This window comes from Curtobacterium sp. NPDC089689 (assembly GCF_044749145.1).
Classification (GTDB): Bacteria; Actinomycetota; Actinomycetes; order Actinomycetales; family Microbacteriaceae; genus Curtobacterium.
Genome location: NZ_JBIVHJ010000003.1, coordinates 25,687 through 41,305, shown reverse-complemented (window position 1 = coordinate 41,305; position 15,619 = coordinate 25,687). Strand labels below are relative to the sequence as shown.

The following is a 15,619-nucleotide window of genomic DNA, read 5'->3' as shown; positions in this document are numbered from 1 at the left end:
ACGGCGTCACAGAAGCCCCGCACAGCGCCGGAGTGCGTCACTCGACGTCACGGTCGGGCACCCGTGTGACGGTGTGTTCCGCCACGTGCCGGACTGTTTCGGCCACCGTTGTCGAGGTGCGATGAGGCCTCCTACGGTCGCCGCATGACCGACACCACCGAGGTCCCCCGACGGGACGCGACCCGCGTCCACGACGCGACGCCGACCGCGGACGCGACCCGCGTCCACGACGCGACGCCGACCGCGGACGCGACCCGCGTCCACGACGCGACGCCGAGCGCGGACGCGACCGGCGAGCACGACGCGACCCGCGTCCACGACGCGGCGGGCACTGCGGACGCGCGCCGCGCCTCCAGGCCGGAACGCAGCGACGACGCGACGGACGACACGCACCGTCCAGCGGACGACGCCCTCACCGCCGCCGGTCGCGCAGCACTCGACCGTCCCGTCGTCCCGCTCCGCCACCCGGTCCGCTGGATCGCCGCCGCCCTCGTCCTCGTCGTGCTCCTGAACTTCGTCGAGACGCTCTTCACGAACGAGCAGTGGGGCTGGCCCGCGGTCGGGAAGTGGCTGTTCAGCCCGGCGATCCTCACGGGACTGCAGCTGACGCTCGTCGCGACTGCGCTGAGCGCGGTGATCAGCTTCGCGGGCGGTGTCGTCGTCGCCGTCGCCCGGCTGTCGCGGAACCCGGTGCTGTCCGGCCTCGCGTGGGGGTACGTGTGGCTGTTCCGGTCGGTGCCGCTCATCCTCGTGCTCGTGTTCCTCTACAACCTCGGTTCGCTGTACCCGACGATCGGCATCGGGATCCCGTTCGGCCCGCAGTGGGAGGTCCCGACCGCGAACGTCCTCGGTGACCTCGCGATCGGGGTGATCGGTCTGAGCCTCAGCGAGATCGCGTACGCGTCGGAGATCGTCCGTGCCGGGGTGCTCGCCGTCGACCACGGGCAGCTCGAGGCCGCGCAGGCCCTCGGTCTCTCCCGCCGCCGGCAGTTCGTCCGGGTGGTGCTGCCCCAGGCGCTCCGCTCGATCGTGCCGGCGTTCGTCAACCAGATCGTCGGGCTGCTCAAGGCCTCGTCGCTGCTGTTCTACGTGTCGCTGCTCGACCTGTTCGGCGTGGTCCAGAACCTGTCGAGCACCTACCCGACCGACATCATCCCGCTGCTCGTGGTCGCGACGATCTGGTACCTCGCGTTGACGAGCGCCGTGTCGGTCGCCCAGTACTACGTGGAGCGCTGGACGTCACGCGGCTCCGCACGGGCGCTCCCGCCGACGCCGTTCCAGCGGCTGCGTGCCGCGGTGCGGCGGGGCCGGCCTGGAGGCACGGATCGCCGTGCGCAGGCCGCCTCGGCCCGGCGCGTGGTCACGTCCGGAGACAACGACGGGAAGGTCATCTCGTGAGTGCGTCCATCGCCGTCACCGGCGCCGTGAAGTCCTTCGGCGACCTGCGGGTCATCGACGGCATCGACCTGTCGCTCGCCGCCGGCAGCGTCACGGCCGTCCTCGGACCGTCGGGCTCCGGGAAGTCCACGCTCCTCCGGGCGATCAACCACCTCGAACCGCTCGACCGGGGCGTCGTCACGATCGGCGGGGAGACCGTCGGCGTCCGTCTCCGGACCGGTCGCGACGGCTCGGCACGCTACCGGGAGCTCCCCGAGCGGCAGATCCGGCGCCAGCGGTCGCGGATCGGGTTCGTGTTCCAGCGGTTCGAGCTGTTCCCACACCTGACCGCGCTGGAGAACGTCGCCGAGGGGCCGATCGCCGCCGGGGTGCCCCGTGCGACGGCGCTCGCGCGTGCGCGTGAGCTGTTGGACCGTGTCGGCCTCGGCGACCGCGGGGACGCTCGACCCAGGCAGCTCTCCGGCGGCCAGCAGCAGCGCGTCGCGGTCGCCCGGGCGCTCGCCCTCGAGCCGTCGGTCGTGCTCCTCGACGAGCCGACCTCCGCGCTCGACCCGGAGCTCGTCGGCGAGGTGCTCGGCGTGATCCGGTCGCTGGCCGACTCCGGGACGACGCTCGTGATCGTCACCCACGAGGTCGCCTTCGCCCGCGAGGTCGCCGACCACGTCGTCTTCCTCGACCACGGGCGGGTCGTCGAACAGGGGCCGCCGGCCCAGGTCATCGACGCTCCTCGCCACCCGCGGACCCGCGACTTCCTCGCCCGCGTCCGCTGACGCGGTCCTCCCCTTCCAACCCGTCGCGCACTGACCGCCCTGCCCCGCGCTGACCCCACTCGTCTCGCACTGCCCCGACCCGACCCCAGGAGAACCATGTCCACCACCACGCTCCCCCGCTGGCCGCACCGCGTCGGCGCCCTCGTCCTCGCCGCCGGCGTCGTCACCGCCCTCGCGGGCTGCTCGGCGAACGCCTCGGCCGACACGTCGAACGCCGACGGCACCGTGACGATCGGCGCGCACGCGAACGGCGCGGCCACCGAGACGAAGCTCACCGTCCAGAAGGACACGAAGCTCCACGACGAGCTCCCGGCAGCGGTCAAGCAGTCCGGCAAGCTGACCATCGGCGTCGGTGCACTGCCGTCCGGATTCCCGCCCCTCGCGTTCACGGGCGACGACCAGAAGACGCTGACCGGCTCCGAGCCGGACCTCGGCCGTCTGGTCGCCGCCAAGCTCGGACTCGAGGCCGACGTGCAGAACGCCACGTGGGACAACCTCTTCGTCGGCATCGACAGCGGCAAGTACGACGCCGGCTTCTCGAACATCACCGTCACCGAGCAGCGCAAGGAGAAGTACGACTTCGCCTCCTACCGCCGCGACGAGCTCGCGTTCCAGGTGCTCGCGTCGACGGCCTGGAAGTTCGACGGCGACCCGTCCGTGCTCGCCGGCAAGACCCTGTCGGTCAGCTCCGGGACGAACCAGGAGAAGATCCTGCTCGAGTGGCAGAAGGAGCTCCAGGCGAAGGGGAAGGACTTCACGATCAAGTACTACCCGGACGGCAACGCGATCAAGCTCGCGCTCGACTCGGGGAAGATCGACGGCTACTTCGGCCCGAACCCGACCATCGCGTACCAGAACACGCAGAGCAAGGGCACCGCGAAGCCGACCACGACCGCGGGCACGTACTCCGGAGCCGGCTCGACCCTGCAGGGGCTCATCGCGGCGACCACGAAGAAGGACAGCGGCATCGCGAAGCCCGTGGCCGCGGCGATCGACGAGCTCATCGCGGACGGCACCTACGCGAAGTGGCTCAAGGCGTACAACCTGTCGAACGAGTCGGTGAAGACCTCCGAGGTCAACCCCGAGGGGCTCCCGCTCGACAACAGCTGATCCGCTCGGCGTCACCGCGCCCCCGTCGCCGATCGGCGACGGGGGCGTTGACGTGTGCCACGGACCGCGCGAGCATCGGCCGCATGAGCCGCTTCATCAGCTGCCCGCGATCGCCCCGGACCAGTTCGTCATGCTGAGCTCCCGCGCCGCGTACGCGAGCGTCGGCGGCACCGACGACCTCGTCGGCGGGCCGGAACGCCGTCGAAGGTCACCGTGTCGTTCGACCTCGCCAGCCGCGAGGCCGTCGACGACCTCGTCGAACGTGCCCGGGCCGCCGGAGGTCGGATCGGCGACACCGACGAGTACCCGTTCATGTACCAGCGCCAGTTCGACGATCCGGACGGGTACCACTGGTCGCCGTTCTGGATGCACCCCGCCGACGAGCCCGCCTGACTCCCGGGCGGGCTCGGACGGTTCAGGCGTACTCGGGCCGGCCGCCGACCCGGTAGGTGTGCGCGACGACCCCGGTGTCGAAGACCCGTTGGGACTCCAGTTCGAGGGCGTGGTCGTGCCCTGGGACCGGGAAGAACGGTCGTCCCTCACCGACGAGCACCGGGAACTGCACGAGGTCGATCCGGTCCACCAGGTCCTGCTCGAGCAGCCACCGCGCGAGGGCGACGCTGCCGACCACGAGCAGCTCGCCACCCGGTCGGGCCTTCAGCTCCCGGATCGCGGCCGCGACGTCCCCGGAGAGCACCGTCGTCCCCGCCCACCGCGGCTCGGTGACGGTGTTCGACACGAGGTACTTCGGCTTGTCGCTGATGGCGTCACCGAAGCCGCGGTCGCCGGTGCGGGAGCCCCAGTGCGACGCGAAGAGGTCGTAGGTCCGCCGTCCGAGCAGGAACGCGTCCGGACGACGCCATGCCTCGAGGATGTACGCGGCGCCTGCATCGGTCATCCCTTCCGCTCCGGGGCCCATCATGCACGCGTCCGTCAGGCGGGGACCGCGACGTCTCCTCGTGTGTGGGTCGTCCGGAGCGCCCACTCCTCGGCGAGCAGCTCGTAGGAGCGGACCCGCGCGGCGTGGTCGTGCGTGATCGTCGTGACGAGCAGCTCGTCCGCCCCGGTGACCCGGCGCAGGGTGTCCAGCTGGTCGGCCACGGACGACGCGGTACCGACGAACCGGGTCGCCACCCGGTCGGCCACCGACGGCGCGTCCGCGGGGTCGAGCGGGTACGCCCGCGCCTCGTCCGGCGTCGGGTACGGGATCGCGCCGACACCCGAGCGGATCGAGTGCACCCACCGGTCGTAGCCGAGCGCGAGGTCGTCCGCCTCGTCGGCGCTGCGGCCCACGACGACGTCCGCGGAGACGATCACGTGCGGCGCGGCGAGCACCCCGGGTCGGAAGGCCGCCCGGTACGCGGCGACGGAGTCGAGGACCGTGCCCGGCGACGAGTGGTAGTTCGCCCCGTACGGCAGGCCGAGCGATCCGGCGATCCGCGCGCTCTCGCCGCCGGTCGACCCGTGGATCCACAGCTCGACCGGTGCGCCGGACGCCGGGGGCGCCTCCACGACCGCTCCGTCGACGGTGTGGTCCCCGGCGAAGAGCGCGCGGACCAGGGCGAGTTCGTCGGCGAATCGCTCGACGTCCCCTGGCACCCGACCGAGCAGCTCCCCCTGCAACGCGAACCGCGAGCCGGGGGCGACGCGGAAGGCGTACGGCGCCGGGACGAGCAGGCCGTCGACGACCTCGTCGCCGCGGGGCGCGGGTGCCGGCGGCTTCGGGGTGCCGGGCACGGGAGCGCCGGAGCGACCGAGCCCGAGGTCGATGCGCGGACCGTACAGCGCCGCGAGCGTGCCGAAGGCCTCGGCGATCTGGAGCCCACGGACGTTGCCGACGAGGGTCGCGGCACTGCCGACGCGGATCGTCGAGGTCGCGGCCGCGACGGCTCCGATGACGATGTTCGGCGCGCTGCCCGCGACCCCGGGGTTGAGGTGGTGTTCGGCCAGCCAGTAGCGGGCGTACCCGGCTCGTTCCGCCGCGCGGGCGAGGTCCACGGTGGCGTGCAGGGCGTCCGCGGCGGTCGAGCCGGACGGCACCGGGACGAGGTCGAGGACCGACAGCGGGGTGGCGCTCACGCGGGGACCACCTGACGCTGGGTGATGGTGCCCGGCAGGCCGAGGGTCTGCCGGAGCGTCGCCTCGTCGCCGTACGACTCGCGGTACACCCCGCGCTCCTGCAGCAGGGGCACGACGCGGTCGACGAACTCGTCCAGGCCGTACGGGTTCGTGTGCGGCACGACGACGAACCCGTCGGACGCCCGCTCCTGCACGTACCGGTCGATCTCGGCGGCGAGGTGGTCGGGTGTGCCGACGAAGCCACCGCGGGTCGACACCGCGATGACGAGCTCCCGGGTGGTCAGGTGCTCCGCAGCGGCGCGGTCCCGCCACTCCTGCACCGTCGCGCGGGGGTCCCGCACGTGCCGCACCCGGCCGCGGGTGATCGCGTCGGCGTCGACGTCCGGGTCGACCGTCGGCAGCGGGCCGTCGACGTCGTGGTCGGACAGGTCACGGTTCCACACCTGTTCGAGGAACGCGATCGCGGTGGCCGGGCTGACCTGGGCCCGTCGGATCGCCCGGGACCGCTCCTCGGCGTCGGCCGGGGTGTCGCCGATCGTGAACGTCGCACCGGGCAGCACGAGCAGCTCGTCCTCGGTCCGGCCGACGGCTTCGAGCCGTGCGGTGACGTCCCGGCGGAAGGCCCGCGCGTCCTCGAACTCGGTGTGCAGCGAGAAGATCACCTCCGCGTGCCGCGCGGCGAGGTCGCGGCCCTCGTCGGAGTCGCCCGCCTGCACGACGACCGGGTGCCCCTGCGGGCTCCGCGGGACCGGGAAGGTCCCGACGACGTCGAACTGCGGGCCGTGGTGGTCGACGTCGCGGATGCGGGAGCGCTCGGCGTACCGTCCGGCGGTCACGTCGGCGACGACGGCGTCGGGTTCCCATGAGTCCCAGAGCTCGCGGGACAGCTCGACGAACTCGGCTGCTCGCGTGTACCGGTCGGCGTGGTCGAGGAACCCGCCCCGGCGGAAGTTCGCGCCGTGGAACGCGTCCGAGCTGGTCACGACGTTCCAACCGGCCCGGCCGTCCGTGAGGTGGTCGAGCGTGGCGAGCTGCTTCGCGAGCTCGACGGGCTCGTTGAACGTGGTCTGCAGCGTCCCGACGAGACCGATGTGCTCGGTGACGCCGGCCAGCGCGGCGAGGACCGCGAGCGTGTTCGGCCGTCCGACGACGTCGAGTTCGTGGATGCGGCCCTTCTGCTCGCGGAGCCGCAGCCCCTCGGCGAGGAACAGGAAGTCGAAGAACCCGCGCTCGGCGTTCCGGGCGAAGTGCTCGAACGACGAGAACGCGATCTGGCTCTCGGCACGATCGTCGCTCCACACGGTGGTGTTGTTGACCCCCGGGAAGTGTGCGGCGAGGTGGACCTGACGCTTGCGGCTCATGCGGGGACCCCTTCGGTGGCGTGGCGGCTGACGGCGGGTGCGAGGCCGAGCCGCGTCCGCAGGTCGGCGGTGGGACGGGAGGCGACGTCGGCCCGGAGACCGGCCGTCACGAGTGCGGGCACGAGGCGTCGGGCGATCGCCGTGCTGTCCTCGGGGATGCGCAGCGGCCGGAGCCGGACACCGGCGTACCCGAGCGCGCGGAGCTCGGCGATGTGCTCGACCAGCGCGGGCACGGTCGTCGCGAGCACGGTTGCGTCCGAGATCGCGGTGTACGACGCACCGGCCGCGGCGTCGAGCGCGGCGAGGTCGTCGGCGGCCTCCGCCGCCGAGGACCCGAGGAGCACCGCGACGTCCGCGAGGACCGGACGCTCGCGGTCCGACCCGGCCGCCTTCTCGGCGTCTCGGACGAGTGCCAGGGCGGGTCGCGCCTCCAGGGCGGGTCGCGCCTCCAGGCCGGGTCGTCCCGTCAGACCGGACCGTGCGTCCGTGTCGAGTCGGGGCGTGACCAGCACGACGTCCGCGGCGTCGACGGCGAAGGCGGCGGCGTCGGCGCGGTGCGCGAGGGCGAACACCGGGGGCCGTCCCTGCGGCGACCGCGGCACGATCGACGCGCCGTGGACCGACACGTGCTCCCCGATGAACGCGGCGCCGTGGATGCGGTCGCGGTCGATGAAGCGGCCGGTGGTGACGTCGCGGATGATCGCGTCGTCGTCCCAGCTGTCCCAGAGGCGGCCGACGACCTCGGCGACCTCGCGGGCCTCGGCGAACAGGTGTTCGGTGGTCTCGCCGCCGGGGCGGCGGCCGAAGAGCGCGGCTTCGCGCGTCGACGGGCTGACCTGGAGACGCCAGCCGGCGCGGCCGAGCGAGACGTGGTCGAGGGTCTGGAGGCCCGTGGCGACGTGGAACGGTTCGGTGTGCGTGACCGAGACGGTCGGCACCAACCCGACGGCGCGCGTCGCCGGGGCGACCGCGCTGGCGACGAGGAGCGCGTCGAGGTGTCCGACGACCGTCGAGGTGTCGAGGTCGCCGGTCGCGTCGGCGGGACCGGCGGTGAAGGAGTCCTCGATCGTGACGGCGTCGGTGCCCGCACGGTCCTGCTCCACGACGAGGTCGCGCCAGTGCCGGAGGCTGCTCAGCCGTGTCGCGGTCGGACCGGCGACGCGCCAGGCGGCAGGGTGCCAGCCGGCGCCGTGCAGGGCGGTGACGAGAGTGGTGCGGTCAGGCACGGGGCGCCTCCGGGCGGTGCTGGGCGTCGGTCATGCCGTGACGCTACGGCGGATCCGCACTGCCCACGACCGGTGTTGCCGCACGTGACCGGACGTTGCGTCGTGTGACGCGAGCGGTGGTGCGGCGGTGTCGCGCACCGTCACGGGGCGGGCGGCGCGCGGCGGCGTCACCGGCCGCGCCGGGTTTCGGGCCGCGCCGGGTATCGAGCCGCGCCGAGTCTCGGGGTGAGCGACCGCCCTCGGGGCCGTGGCCGCGAGGGACGTCGCTGACGCCGAGACCCGGGCGGCGCCGCACGAGCCCCACGGCGCCACTGTGCGAGGCTCGGAGCATGACCGTCTGGTTCGTCACGCACGCAGAGCCCGTCGTCGACCCGGCCGCACCGATCGAGTCGTGGGGGCTCTCCCCCGTGGGACGCGCGCGGGCCGGGGCCTGGCGGGCACCGGCCTCCCGGGTGGTGGCGAGCACCGAGCGGAAGGCCGTCGAGACCGCGGAGCTCGTCGCCGGCGGCCGTCCGGTGGAGCAGGACCCGGCCCTCGGGGAGATCGACCGGAGTGCGACCGGGTACCTGCCGTCCGACGAGTTCGACGCCGTCGTGGACGCGTTCTTCGCCCGGCCGTCCGAGTCGGTGCGCGGGTGGGAACGGGCCGTCGACGCCCAGGAACGGATCGTCGCGGCGGTCCGCGCCCACGCCGGGGCCGGTGACGTCGTGCTCGTGTCGCACGGTGCGGTGGGTGCGCTGCTCCTCGCGTCGTTGTCCGGCAGGCCGATCGCCAGGACGTCCGAGCAGCCGGGCATGGGGAGCGTGCTGATGCTCGACCCGGTGTCGTGGCGCGCGACGACCGACTGGCAGCGGCTGCCCCTGCCGGCCTGACGCGCGCCGAGGCTCGCGCCCGCGGACACTTTCGCGGGCGGAGTTCCGCGAAAGTGTCCGCGGAGCCGAGTCTCGGGCTTGCGGCTCGGCTCCGCGCGCGGCGCCGCTACGCGGGCAGGCGCTCGCCGGCCTCGACGGCGACGTCGAGGCGGTTCTCGGCGGGCGGCAGGGGGCAGGTCGCGTGCGGCGTGTAGGCGCACGGCAGGTTCGTCGCACGGTTGAAGTCGATGGTCGTCCGGCCCGAGGCGTCCGGCGCCGGCACGTCGAGGCTCCGCGTCGCCGCGTACGTCGTCACGCCCGAGGTCCGATCGGTGAACAGCACGAGCAGCCCGTCGCCGTACCCGTTGAACGCTGTCAGCGTCCGCGGCCCGTCGAGGTCGAAGTGCAGCACGCCGGGCGCGGTGTACACGTGCTGGAGGCCGTCGACGACCGATCCCACGGTCACCCTGCGCGGCTCGCCGAACGGCTCGAAGCCTGCCTCGACGGCGAACGCGGGGTCCGGCGCGTACGCCGGCGTCCCCCGGTAGGACGTGCGCAGCGGGGCGGAGGGGCGCCGCGGCCGGATGATGTCGCTGCCGCCGCGCCGTGCGACCTCGATGACGACGGTCTCGTCGCCGTCGTGCCACACCGCGTCGACGCCGGACCTCTCGGCGAGCGACCCGAACCGGTGCGTGCCGGTCACGACCTGGCCGTCCACCTCGATCGACTGCCCCGGGTCGAGCGCCACGACCGGCCCGTCCTCGGAGGTCGACCACGCCCCGGGTGCGTCCTCGAACCGCTCGGGCTCGGCCTGCAGCCACCGGATGCTCGTGATCGCGAGGAACCCGTGCGGCGCGGACCGAGCGGCCTCGTGTGCGTCGTGCCAGGTGGTCCAGTCGGCGGCGAAGGGGGCGGTCGTCGAGGTCGTCATGCAGCGACCGTACGACGCCTGGGCTGCGACCGCGACGCGGCCGGTAACACAGCGCCGTCCTGGAGGCACGACCCACCTGCCCGACGCACGTCGCTCACCAGGGGTGGCTGATGCTGCGGGCGTGCACCGTGCCTCCCGTCCGCTGCCGCACCGCCGGGACGCGCGGCGCCGTCGCGAGGCTCCGCGCGATGGCGGAGCACGCCGCGCCGCGCGCGACGGCGACGACGCCCGCGGTCGAGAACGTGACCTCGGCGAACGGCCCGCGGGGCAGGCGGTCCCGGAGGCGCGACCGGACCGCCGCGAGGAAGGGTTCGCCGCCGAGGACGGCCGCGCTGCCGCCGATCGTCACCCGCGGCACGTCGAGGAGTTCGACCACGTGGGCGAGTGCCGATCCGAGGGCTGCGCCGCCCTCGGTGACGAGCTCGGCGGCCGCGGGTTCCCGGCACATCCGGGCGTAGGCGGCGCGGACGGCCGCGGCGTCGTCGGAGGAGACCTCGGCGTCGAGCACCCCGGCGGAGACGGCGCGCCGGACCTGCTGGAGCGGTTGGCAGGCCTCCCAGACCGCGGTCCACCGACCGTGCGCGTAGACGGGCATGCCGCCGAACTCCCCCGCGTTGCCGGTCGCGCCCCGGACGACCTCGCCCGAGGCCACCGCTGCCGCGCTGACCCCGCTCCCGAGGTGCACCGCCACGAGGTCCTCTCGCTCCGGTGTCGTCCAGGCCTCGCCGAACGCCCCGGCGATGGCGTCCTTCTCGAGGTGCACCTCGGCGCCGGTCCGTGCGGCGAGTTCGGCGGCGAGTGGGTACGCCGACCACGGGCGCAGCTGGGCGGGCGTCCGGAGCCGCTCGGAGACGGTGTCGATCGGGCCCGGGACGGCGACGGTGACCCCGTCCACGACCTGCCCGGGTGCCTCGGCTCGGAGTCGTCCGACCGCCGCCGCCATCCCGTCGAGCACCGCGCCGGGCGCCGTCCTCGCCGCGAGGTCGTGGTGCTCCGCTGCGAGGACCGTCCCGGAGAGGTCGACGAGGACGACCTCGAACGCGGCGGGGTCGAGGTGCACGCCGATGCCCGTCCGCGCCGAGGGCACCACGGCGAGCGCCCGGTCCTCGTCCTGGCGCACGAGTCCCTCGGCGACGAGCCGTGCGGAGATGTTGGAGACGGTCTGCGCGCTGAGGCCGGTGCCACGAGCGAGTGCGACCCGCTGGACGGGCCCGGTGCGGCGGACGAGGTCGAGCACGAGGGCGCGGTTCCGGGTGCCGACGTCGGCGATGTTCGTCCCGCCGTGGGTCGTTCCACCGTGCAGCACGGTGCGCCGGGAGGGTTGACGGGGCTGCTCCATGCTCCCTAGCATCGCTGCTCGAGAGGTTTTGTCAATCGATTGGATTGAACCGATCCGGTCGGGCGGACCTCGAGTTCGACCGAGGCCACGACGAGGTGGTCCGGGATCCGAGAGGACGCTCGTGACGACGACGACACGAACAGGGGCCGCAGCACCTCCGAGGCCGACGACCCGCAGCATCACCACCGCGGGTTCCGGCCGACGCCACCGCGAGAAGCACCCGTGGACCGCCGCCGAGAAGCGCCGCCTGCGGATCGGGCTCGCGTTCGTGTCCCCGTGGATCGTCGGCGTGCTCGTGTTCATCGGCTACCCGCTCGTGTACTCCTTCGCGATCAGCCTGACCCGTTACTCGGGCATGCAGGGCGCGACGTGGGTCGGGTTCGGCAACTACGTCGCGGCGTTCATCGACCCGCTGGTGCACACCGCGGTGGGCAACACGGTGTTCTACGCGGTCATCGCGGTGCCGGTCGGGATCGTGGTGGCGATCATCATCGCGATCGCCATGAACCAGGACGTCCGGGAGATCAGCTGGTACCGGACGGCGCTGTACATCCCGTCGCTCATCCCGACGTTCGCGCTCGCGTTCATCTTCGTCGTGCTGGTGAACCCGCAGACCGGACTCGTGAACCAGGCGCTCAAGCTCGTGGGCGTCCCGGCGACGAACCTCCTCGGGGACCCGACCACGGCGAAGCTCGTGATCATCGCCCTCGCGCAGATGGGTGCGGGGAACGCCGCGCTCATCTTCCTCGCGGGCATGCGGGGCATCCCGAAGACGCTGTACGAAGCAGCCCGCGTGGACGGCGCCGGTCCGGTGCGGCAGTTCTTCGCACTGACGCTGCCGCTGCTCTCCCCCGTGATCCTGTTCAACCTCATCACCGGGATCAGCAACGGGCTGCAGGTCTTCACGGAGGCGTACGTGATCTCGTCCGGGACGGGAGGCCTCGGGTCGCCGGACAACGGGACGTTGTTCTACATGCTCTACCTCTACAAGAACGCGTTCAGCTACGCGCAGCTCGGGTTCGCGAGCGCGATGGCCGTCCTGCTGTTCCTCGCGGGAATGATCCTTTCGGGGCTCGTCTACTGGCTGTCCAAGCGGTTCGTGAACTACGACGTGACCGGGGAGTGACCGACGTGACCACCGAAGTGACGAAGTCCATCACCACCGCTGCCGCGAAGGGCGATCGCGGGGCGTCCCGCAACGCCGACGGGTCCGTCCGGTCCGTCTGGTCGTCGATCACGGCGCGCATCGTGCTCATCGCCATGAGCGTGCTCTTCCTCATCCCGATCTACTGGATGGTCATCTCGGCGCTCAAGGGCAACACCGAGCTCGGCACCTTCCCTGCCACCTGGTTCCCGCACTGGCTCGACTGGGGCAACTTCGCCCAGGCGGTGCAGGCGATGCCGTTCTTCACGTTCTTCCGGAACACGCTGATCATCACGGTCCTCGTGACGGTGTTCTCGGTCGTGTCGAACCTCGTCATCGCGTACGGGTTCGCGTGCATCGAGTGGCGTGGCCGCGACCGGCTGTTCTACGTCGTGCTCGCGACGCTGTTCATCCCGTTCCCCGTGACGCTCATCCCGATGTTCGACCTGTACGCGCGACTCGGGTGGATCAACACGTTCCTGCCGCTCGTGGTACCGGCGCTGTTCGGGTCGGCGTTCTACACGTTCCTGCTCCGGCAGTTCCTGCTGCAGATCCCGAAGGACCTCCTCGACGCCGCCCGCATGGACGGGGCGTCGGAGTGGCGGATCCTCTGGACGATCGTGTTCCCGCAGGCGCGTGCGGCGCTCGTGACGGTCGGCATCTTCGCCGCGGTCGGCGCGTGGAACGACTTCCTCGGGCCCCTCATCTACCTGCAGGACCAGAGCGTGCAGACGCTGTCGATCGGTCTGCAGGTGTTCCGGCTCAACAACTCGCAGGACTTCCAGTTCAACCAGCTGATGGCGGCCTCGGTGCTCATCATCCTGCCGCTCGTGATCCTGTTCTTCGTGTTCCAGCGGACGTTCCTCAAGGGCGTCCAGATCGGGAGCTTCAAATGACCTCCGCGTTCAGCCGCCGTTCCTTCCTCCGCGGGGCGACCGCCACGGCCGGGGCCGGAGCCCTCGCGCTGCTCGCCGCGGGGTGCGCGACCGGGTCACGGTCCTCGAACCCGAACCAGGTGTCGCTCTGGGGCGTCACGGGCACGTTCGTCCCCTTCCAGACGAAGGTGATCGACCACTTCAAGCAGCTGCACCCCGAGGTCGACGTCCGCGTCGACGTCGTGCCGTCGCAGGGCACCGGCGACGCGACGAGCATCATCACCGCGGTCCGCGGCGGCACCGCTCCGGACCTGTGGCTGCTCGACCGGTTCAGCGCCGCGCAGTACGCCGCGATCGGGCTCATCGAACCCATCGACGACCTCATCGCCGAGTACGAGGACCAGTCGAAGGAGGAGTTCCTGTCGCAGTGGCTCGGGTTCGCCGTCGGCGAGGTCTCCTACGAGGGCAAGACGTACGGCCTGCCGCACGACACCGACGCCCGCGGCATGTTCGTCAACCGCACCATGCTCAAGGACGCCGGGGTGGACCTCGACGAGTTCGACTGGGAGCAGAACGGCCCGGTGACGATGGACCGGATGTGGGAGGTCAGCCAGCAGGTCACGAAGAAGTCCGCCGGCGACTACACGCACATGGGGCTCCTGCCCTGGTACGGCGAGGGCTGGCCGTTCACCTGGGGCCTCGGACTCGGGGCGTCCTACTACGACCAGCAGGACTCCCGGATGACGATGGACTCCGCGAGCGTCCGCGGCATCTACGACTTCTACGCCGAGTGGGCGAAGCGCTACGGGTACCGCGACGCCGACACCTTCATCGCGACCTACGAGCCCACCGGCCACCCGCCGGGGCAGACCGCGTTCCTCGCGAACCGCATGGCGTTCATGGTCAGCGTGCCGTCGACCATCCAGACGTTCGACAACTACGGACCGAAGGACCTCGACTGGACGACCGCGTACCTGCCCGTCCAGAAGGAGGGCGACCCGAAGTACACCTGGTCGGGCGGCTTCGCGCTCTGCCTGCCGAAGGGATCGAAGAAGACCAAGGCGGTGTGGGAGCTCATGAAGTACTTCACGGGCAAGCGCGGCCAGGAGACCTACATGGTCCCCGCGACGAGCGTGCCGACGAACATCGCCGCGCTCGAGGACCCGAACGGCTCCGCGAAGTCGATCCGCTACTTCGTCGAGTCCATCACCGCGAGCACCTGCCGCCCACCGCTGCCCGTCGGCGGCGCCTGGTGGGACTCCCTCGCCGACGCACGCTCGAGCGTGCTCCTCGGCACCGCGACACCCGAGCAAGCCGTCGAGCGGGCGCAGAACCGCGTCGACCCGATGATGCAGACCTACGCGCCGTTCAAGCTGCCGAAGGACTACGACAAGGTCCGCATCTAGCGGACCGCCACCCGCCCGTGCGGCGCGCCCCGTGCCTCCAGGCCGGAACGACGCGCCTGCCCGCCCGCGCCCGACGGGCCGGACCCACCGACCACCGCGAACCGAGAAGGACCATCCGCATGCCCACCGCCCCCCTCCGCGTCGCCGTCCTCGGCTTCTGGCACGTCCACGCCGGCGACTACGCCCAGCAGGCCGTCGACCACCCGGACACCGAACTCGTCGCCGTCTGGGACGACGACGAGGCCCGCGGCCGCGAGGGCGCCGACCGCTTCGGCGTCCCGTACACCGACGACCTCGACGCCCTCCTCGCCCGGGACGACGTCGACGCCGTGACGATCACCACCTCCACCGACGTGCACCACGACGTCATCACCCGCGCGGCGCGCGCCGGCAAGCACGTCTTCACCGAGAAGCTGCTCGCGCCGACCGTCGAGGAGTGCGAGGCGGTGGTCCGTGCCTGCGAGGAGGCCGGCGTCGCCCTCGTCGTCTCCCTGCCCCGGCTGTACCACGGGTACACGACGGCGATCCGGGACGAGATCGCGGGCGGCCGACTCGGCGAGCTCACGTACGCCCGGGTCCGGCTCTCGCACGACGGCGCGATCGCCCCGTGGCTGCCCGAGCGGTTCTTCGACCCGGCGACGGCGATCGGCGGCGCACTGACGGACCTCGGCTGCCACCCGGTCTACCTGACGCAGCTGTTCCTCGGCGCCGCCCCGGACTCCGTGTCGGCCGTGTACCGCTCGGTCACCGGCCGTGCCGTCGAGGACCACGCGGTCGTGACGGTCGGCTACCCGTCGCAGGCGATCGGGGTGATCGAGGCCGGCTTCGTCGCGGGCACGCCGTTCACGATCGACCTGTTCGGCACCACCGGCCGGGTCTCGTACACCGACGACGGGAACCGCCTCACCGCCGGCGGGCCCGGGTACGGCGGCGAGACCGTCGAGCTGCCGGTGCCGGACGACGCCCCCGACGCCTTCACGCAGTGGGTGACACACGTGCACGACGGCACCCGGGCGGAGGACAACGTCGCGCGGGCGATCGAGCTCACGCGGCTCGTCGTCGCGGCGAACCGCGCCGCCACCGCCCCCACCGCCGCGACGCCCGTCGCCGCCTGATCCCCGCCCCCGAC

General features: G+C 72.4%; 14 protein-coding genes and 1 pseudogene. 9 read left to right on the top strand and 6 right to left on the bottom strand.

What is annotated here, in order from left to right; all coding sequences use genetic code 11:
• Window positions 1-144: 144 nt before the first annotated feature.
• From ACIPYW_RS11810 to ACIPYW_RS11795, 4 genes and pseudogenes are all read left to right on the top strand, one after another.
• Entirely contained in the window at window positions 145-1,398 is a 1,254-nt protein-coding gene (locus ACIPYW_RS11810) for an amino acid ABC transporter permease (RefSeq protein WP_400413713.1), read from the top strand.
• A complete protein-coding gene (locus ACIPYW_RS11805; protein WP_400413710.1) occupies window positions 1,395-2,168 on the top strand; it encodes an amino acid ABC transporter ATP-binding protein in 774 nt (257 codons plus the stop codon). Before ACIPYW_RS11810 ends, ACIPYW_RS11805 begins: the two co-directional genes overlap by 4 nt.
• A 96-nt stretch (window positions 2,169-2,264) precedes the next feature.
• The gene (locus ACIPYW_RS11800; protein ID WP_400413707.1) at window positions 2,265-3,278 is read left to right on the top strand and encodes a transporter substrate-binding domain-containing protein; all 1,014 of its coding nucleotides are present in this window, start codon (window positions 2,265-2,267) and stop codon (window positions 3,276-3,278) included.
• A 106-nt stretch (window positions 3,279-3,384) separates the two neighbouring features.
• A pseudogene (locus ACIPYW_RS11795) lies at window positions 3,385-3,671 on the top strand (VOC family protein); the annotation flags it as partial.
• Window positions 3,672-3,693: 22 nt separating this feature from the next.
• Here ACIPYW_RS11795 and ACIPYW_RS11790 read toward each other — a convergent pair.
• The 4 genes from ACIPYW_RS11790 to ACIPYW_RS11775 are packed head-to-tail and all read right to left on the bottom strand — an operon-like array spanning window position 3,694 to window position 7,944.
• Complete coding sequence (locus ACIPYW_RS11790; RefSeq protein ID WP_400413704.1) at window positions 3,694-4,176, bottom strand: dihydrofolate reductase family protein; 483 nt, start codon at window positions 4,174-4,176, stop codon at window positions 3,694-3,696.
• 35 nt (window positions 4,177-4,211) lie between these two features.
• Window positions 4,212-5,357, bottom strand: a complete 1,146-nt coding sequence (locus ACIPYW_RS11785) for an LLM class flavin-dependent oxidoreductase (protein ID WP_400413702.1) — start codon at window positions 5,355-5,357, stop codon at window positions 4,212-4,214.
• Entirely contained in the window at window positions 5,354-6,718 is a 1,365-nt protein-coding gene (locus ACIPYW_RS11780) for an NtaA/DmoA family FMN-dependent monooxygenase (RefSeq protein ID WP_400413699.1), read from the bottom strand. Before ACIPYW_RS11780 ends, ACIPYW_RS11785 begins: the two co-directional genes overlap by 4 nt.
• The gene (locus tag ACIPYW_RS11775; RefSeq protein WP_400413696.1) at window positions 6,715-7,944 is read right to left on the bottom strand and encodes an LLM class flavin-dependent oxidoreductase; all 1,230 of its coding nucleotides are present in this window, start codon (window positions 7,942-7,944) and stop codon (window positions 6,715-6,717) included. Before ACIPYW_RS11775 ends, ACIPYW_RS11780 begins: the two co-directional genes overlap by 4 nt.
• 329 nt (window positions 7,945-8,273) lie before the next feature.
• On the opposite strand from ACIPYW_RS11775, the gene ACIPYW_RS11770 reads away from it, so the two are divergent.
• The gene (locus ACIPYW_RS11770; protein ID WP_400413693.1) at window positions 8,274-8,816 is read left to right on the top strand and encodes a histidine phosphatase family protein; all 543 of its coding nucleotides are present in this window, start codon (window positions 8,274-8,276) and stop codon (window positions 8,814-8,816) included.
• A gap of 106 nt (window positions 8,817-8,922) precedes the next feature.
• Here ACIPYW_RS11770 and ACIPYW_RS11765 read toward each other — a convergent pair whose 3' ends face one another.
• Entirely contained in the window at window positions 8,923-9,726 is an 804-nt protein-coding gene (locus ACIPYW_RS11765) for a DUF1684 domain-containing protein (RefSeq protein ID WP_400413691.1), read from the bottom strand.
• 94 nt (window positions 9,727-9,820) lie between these two features.
• Window positions 9,821-11,065: an ROK family transcriptional regulator gene (locus ACIPYW_RS11760; RefSeq protein ID WP_400413689.1), complete on the bottom strand. Its 1,245-nt coding sequence runs from the start codon at window positions 11,063-11,065 to the stop codon at window positions 9,821-9,823.
• Between the two features lie 121 nt (window positions 11,066-11,186).
• Here ACIPYW_RS11760 and ACIPYW_RS11755 point away from each other — a divergent pair, with 121 nt between their 5' ends.
• From ACIPYW_RS11755 to ACIPYW_RS11740, 4 genes are all read left to right on the top strand, one after another.
• Complete coding sequence (locus ACIPYW_RS11755) at window positions 11,187-12,191, top strand: carbohydrate ABC transporter permease (RefSeq protein ID WP_290131943.1); 1,005 nt, start codon at window positions 11,187-11,189, stop codon at window positions 12,189-12,191.
• Between the two features lie 5 nt (window positions 12,192-12,196).
• A complete protein-coding gene (locus ACIPYW_RS11750; RefSeq protein WP_400413686.1) occupies window positions 12,197-13,105 on the top strand; it encodes a carbohydrate ABC transporter permease in 909 nt (302 codons plus the stop codon).
• Window positions 13,102-14,490: an extracellular solute-binding protein gene (locus ACIPYW_RS11745; RefSeq protein ID WP_400413683.1), complete on the top strand. Its 1,389-nt coding sequence runs from the start codon at window positions 13,102-13,104 to the stop codon at window positions 14,488-14,490. The genes ACIPYW_RS11750 and ACIPYW_RS11745 overlap by 4 nt, the downstream gene beginning before the upstream one ends.
• Before the next feature lie 119 nt (window positions 14,491-14,609).
• Window positions 14,610-15,605 (top strand): Gfo/Idh/MocA family protein, encoded by a 996-nt coding sequence (locus ACIPYW_RS11740; RefSeq protein ID WP_400413680.1) that lies wholly within the window; start codon window positions 14,610-14,612, stop codon window positions 15,603-15,605.
• Window positions 15,606-15,619: the final 14 nt, after the last annotated feature.

What these genes read in the sequence shown, in the direction of transcription:
- ACIPYW_RS11780 (WP_400413699.1), bottom strand. Translation starts at nt 6,718, where the DNA reads ATGAGCCGCAAGCGTCAGGTCCACCTCGCCGCACACTTCCCGGGGGTC.
- ACIPYW_RS11745 (WP_400413683.1), top strand. Translation starts at nt 13,102, where the DNA reads ATGACCTCCGCGTTCAGCCGCCGTTCCTTCCTCCGCGGGGCGACCGCC.
- ACIPYW_RS11770 (WP_400413693.1), top strand. Translation starts at nt 8,274, where the DNA reads ATGACCGTCTGGTTCGTCACGCACGCAGAGCCCGTCGTCGACCCGGCC.
- ACIPYW_RS11760 (WP_400413689.1), bottom strand. Translation starts at nt 11,065, where the DNA reads ATGGAGCAGCCCCGTCAACCCTCCCGGCGCACCGTGCTGCACGGTGGA.
- ACIPYW_RS11740 (WP_400413680.1), top strand. Translation starts at nt 14,610, where the DNA reads ATGCCCACCGCCCCCCTCCGCGTCGCCGTCCTCGGCTTCTGGCACGTC.
- ACIPYW_RS11810 (WP_400413713.1), top strand. Translation starts at nt 145, where the DNA reads ATGACCGACACCACCGAGGTCCCCCGACGGGACGCGACCCGCGTCCAC.
- ACIPYW_RS11790 (WP_400413704.1), bottom strand. Translation starts at nt 4,176, where the DNA reads ATGACCGATGCAGGCGCCGCGTACATCCTCGAGGCATGGCGTCGTCCG.
- ACIPYW_RS11765 (WP_400413691.1), bottom strand. Translation starts at nt 9,726, where the DNA reads ATGACGACCTCGACGACCGCCCCCTTCGCCGCCGACTGGACCACCTGG.
- ACIPYW_RS11800 (WP_400413707.1), top strand. Translation starts at nt 2,265, where the DNA reads ATGTCCACCACCACGCTCCCCCGCTGGCCGCACCGCGTCGGCGCCCTC.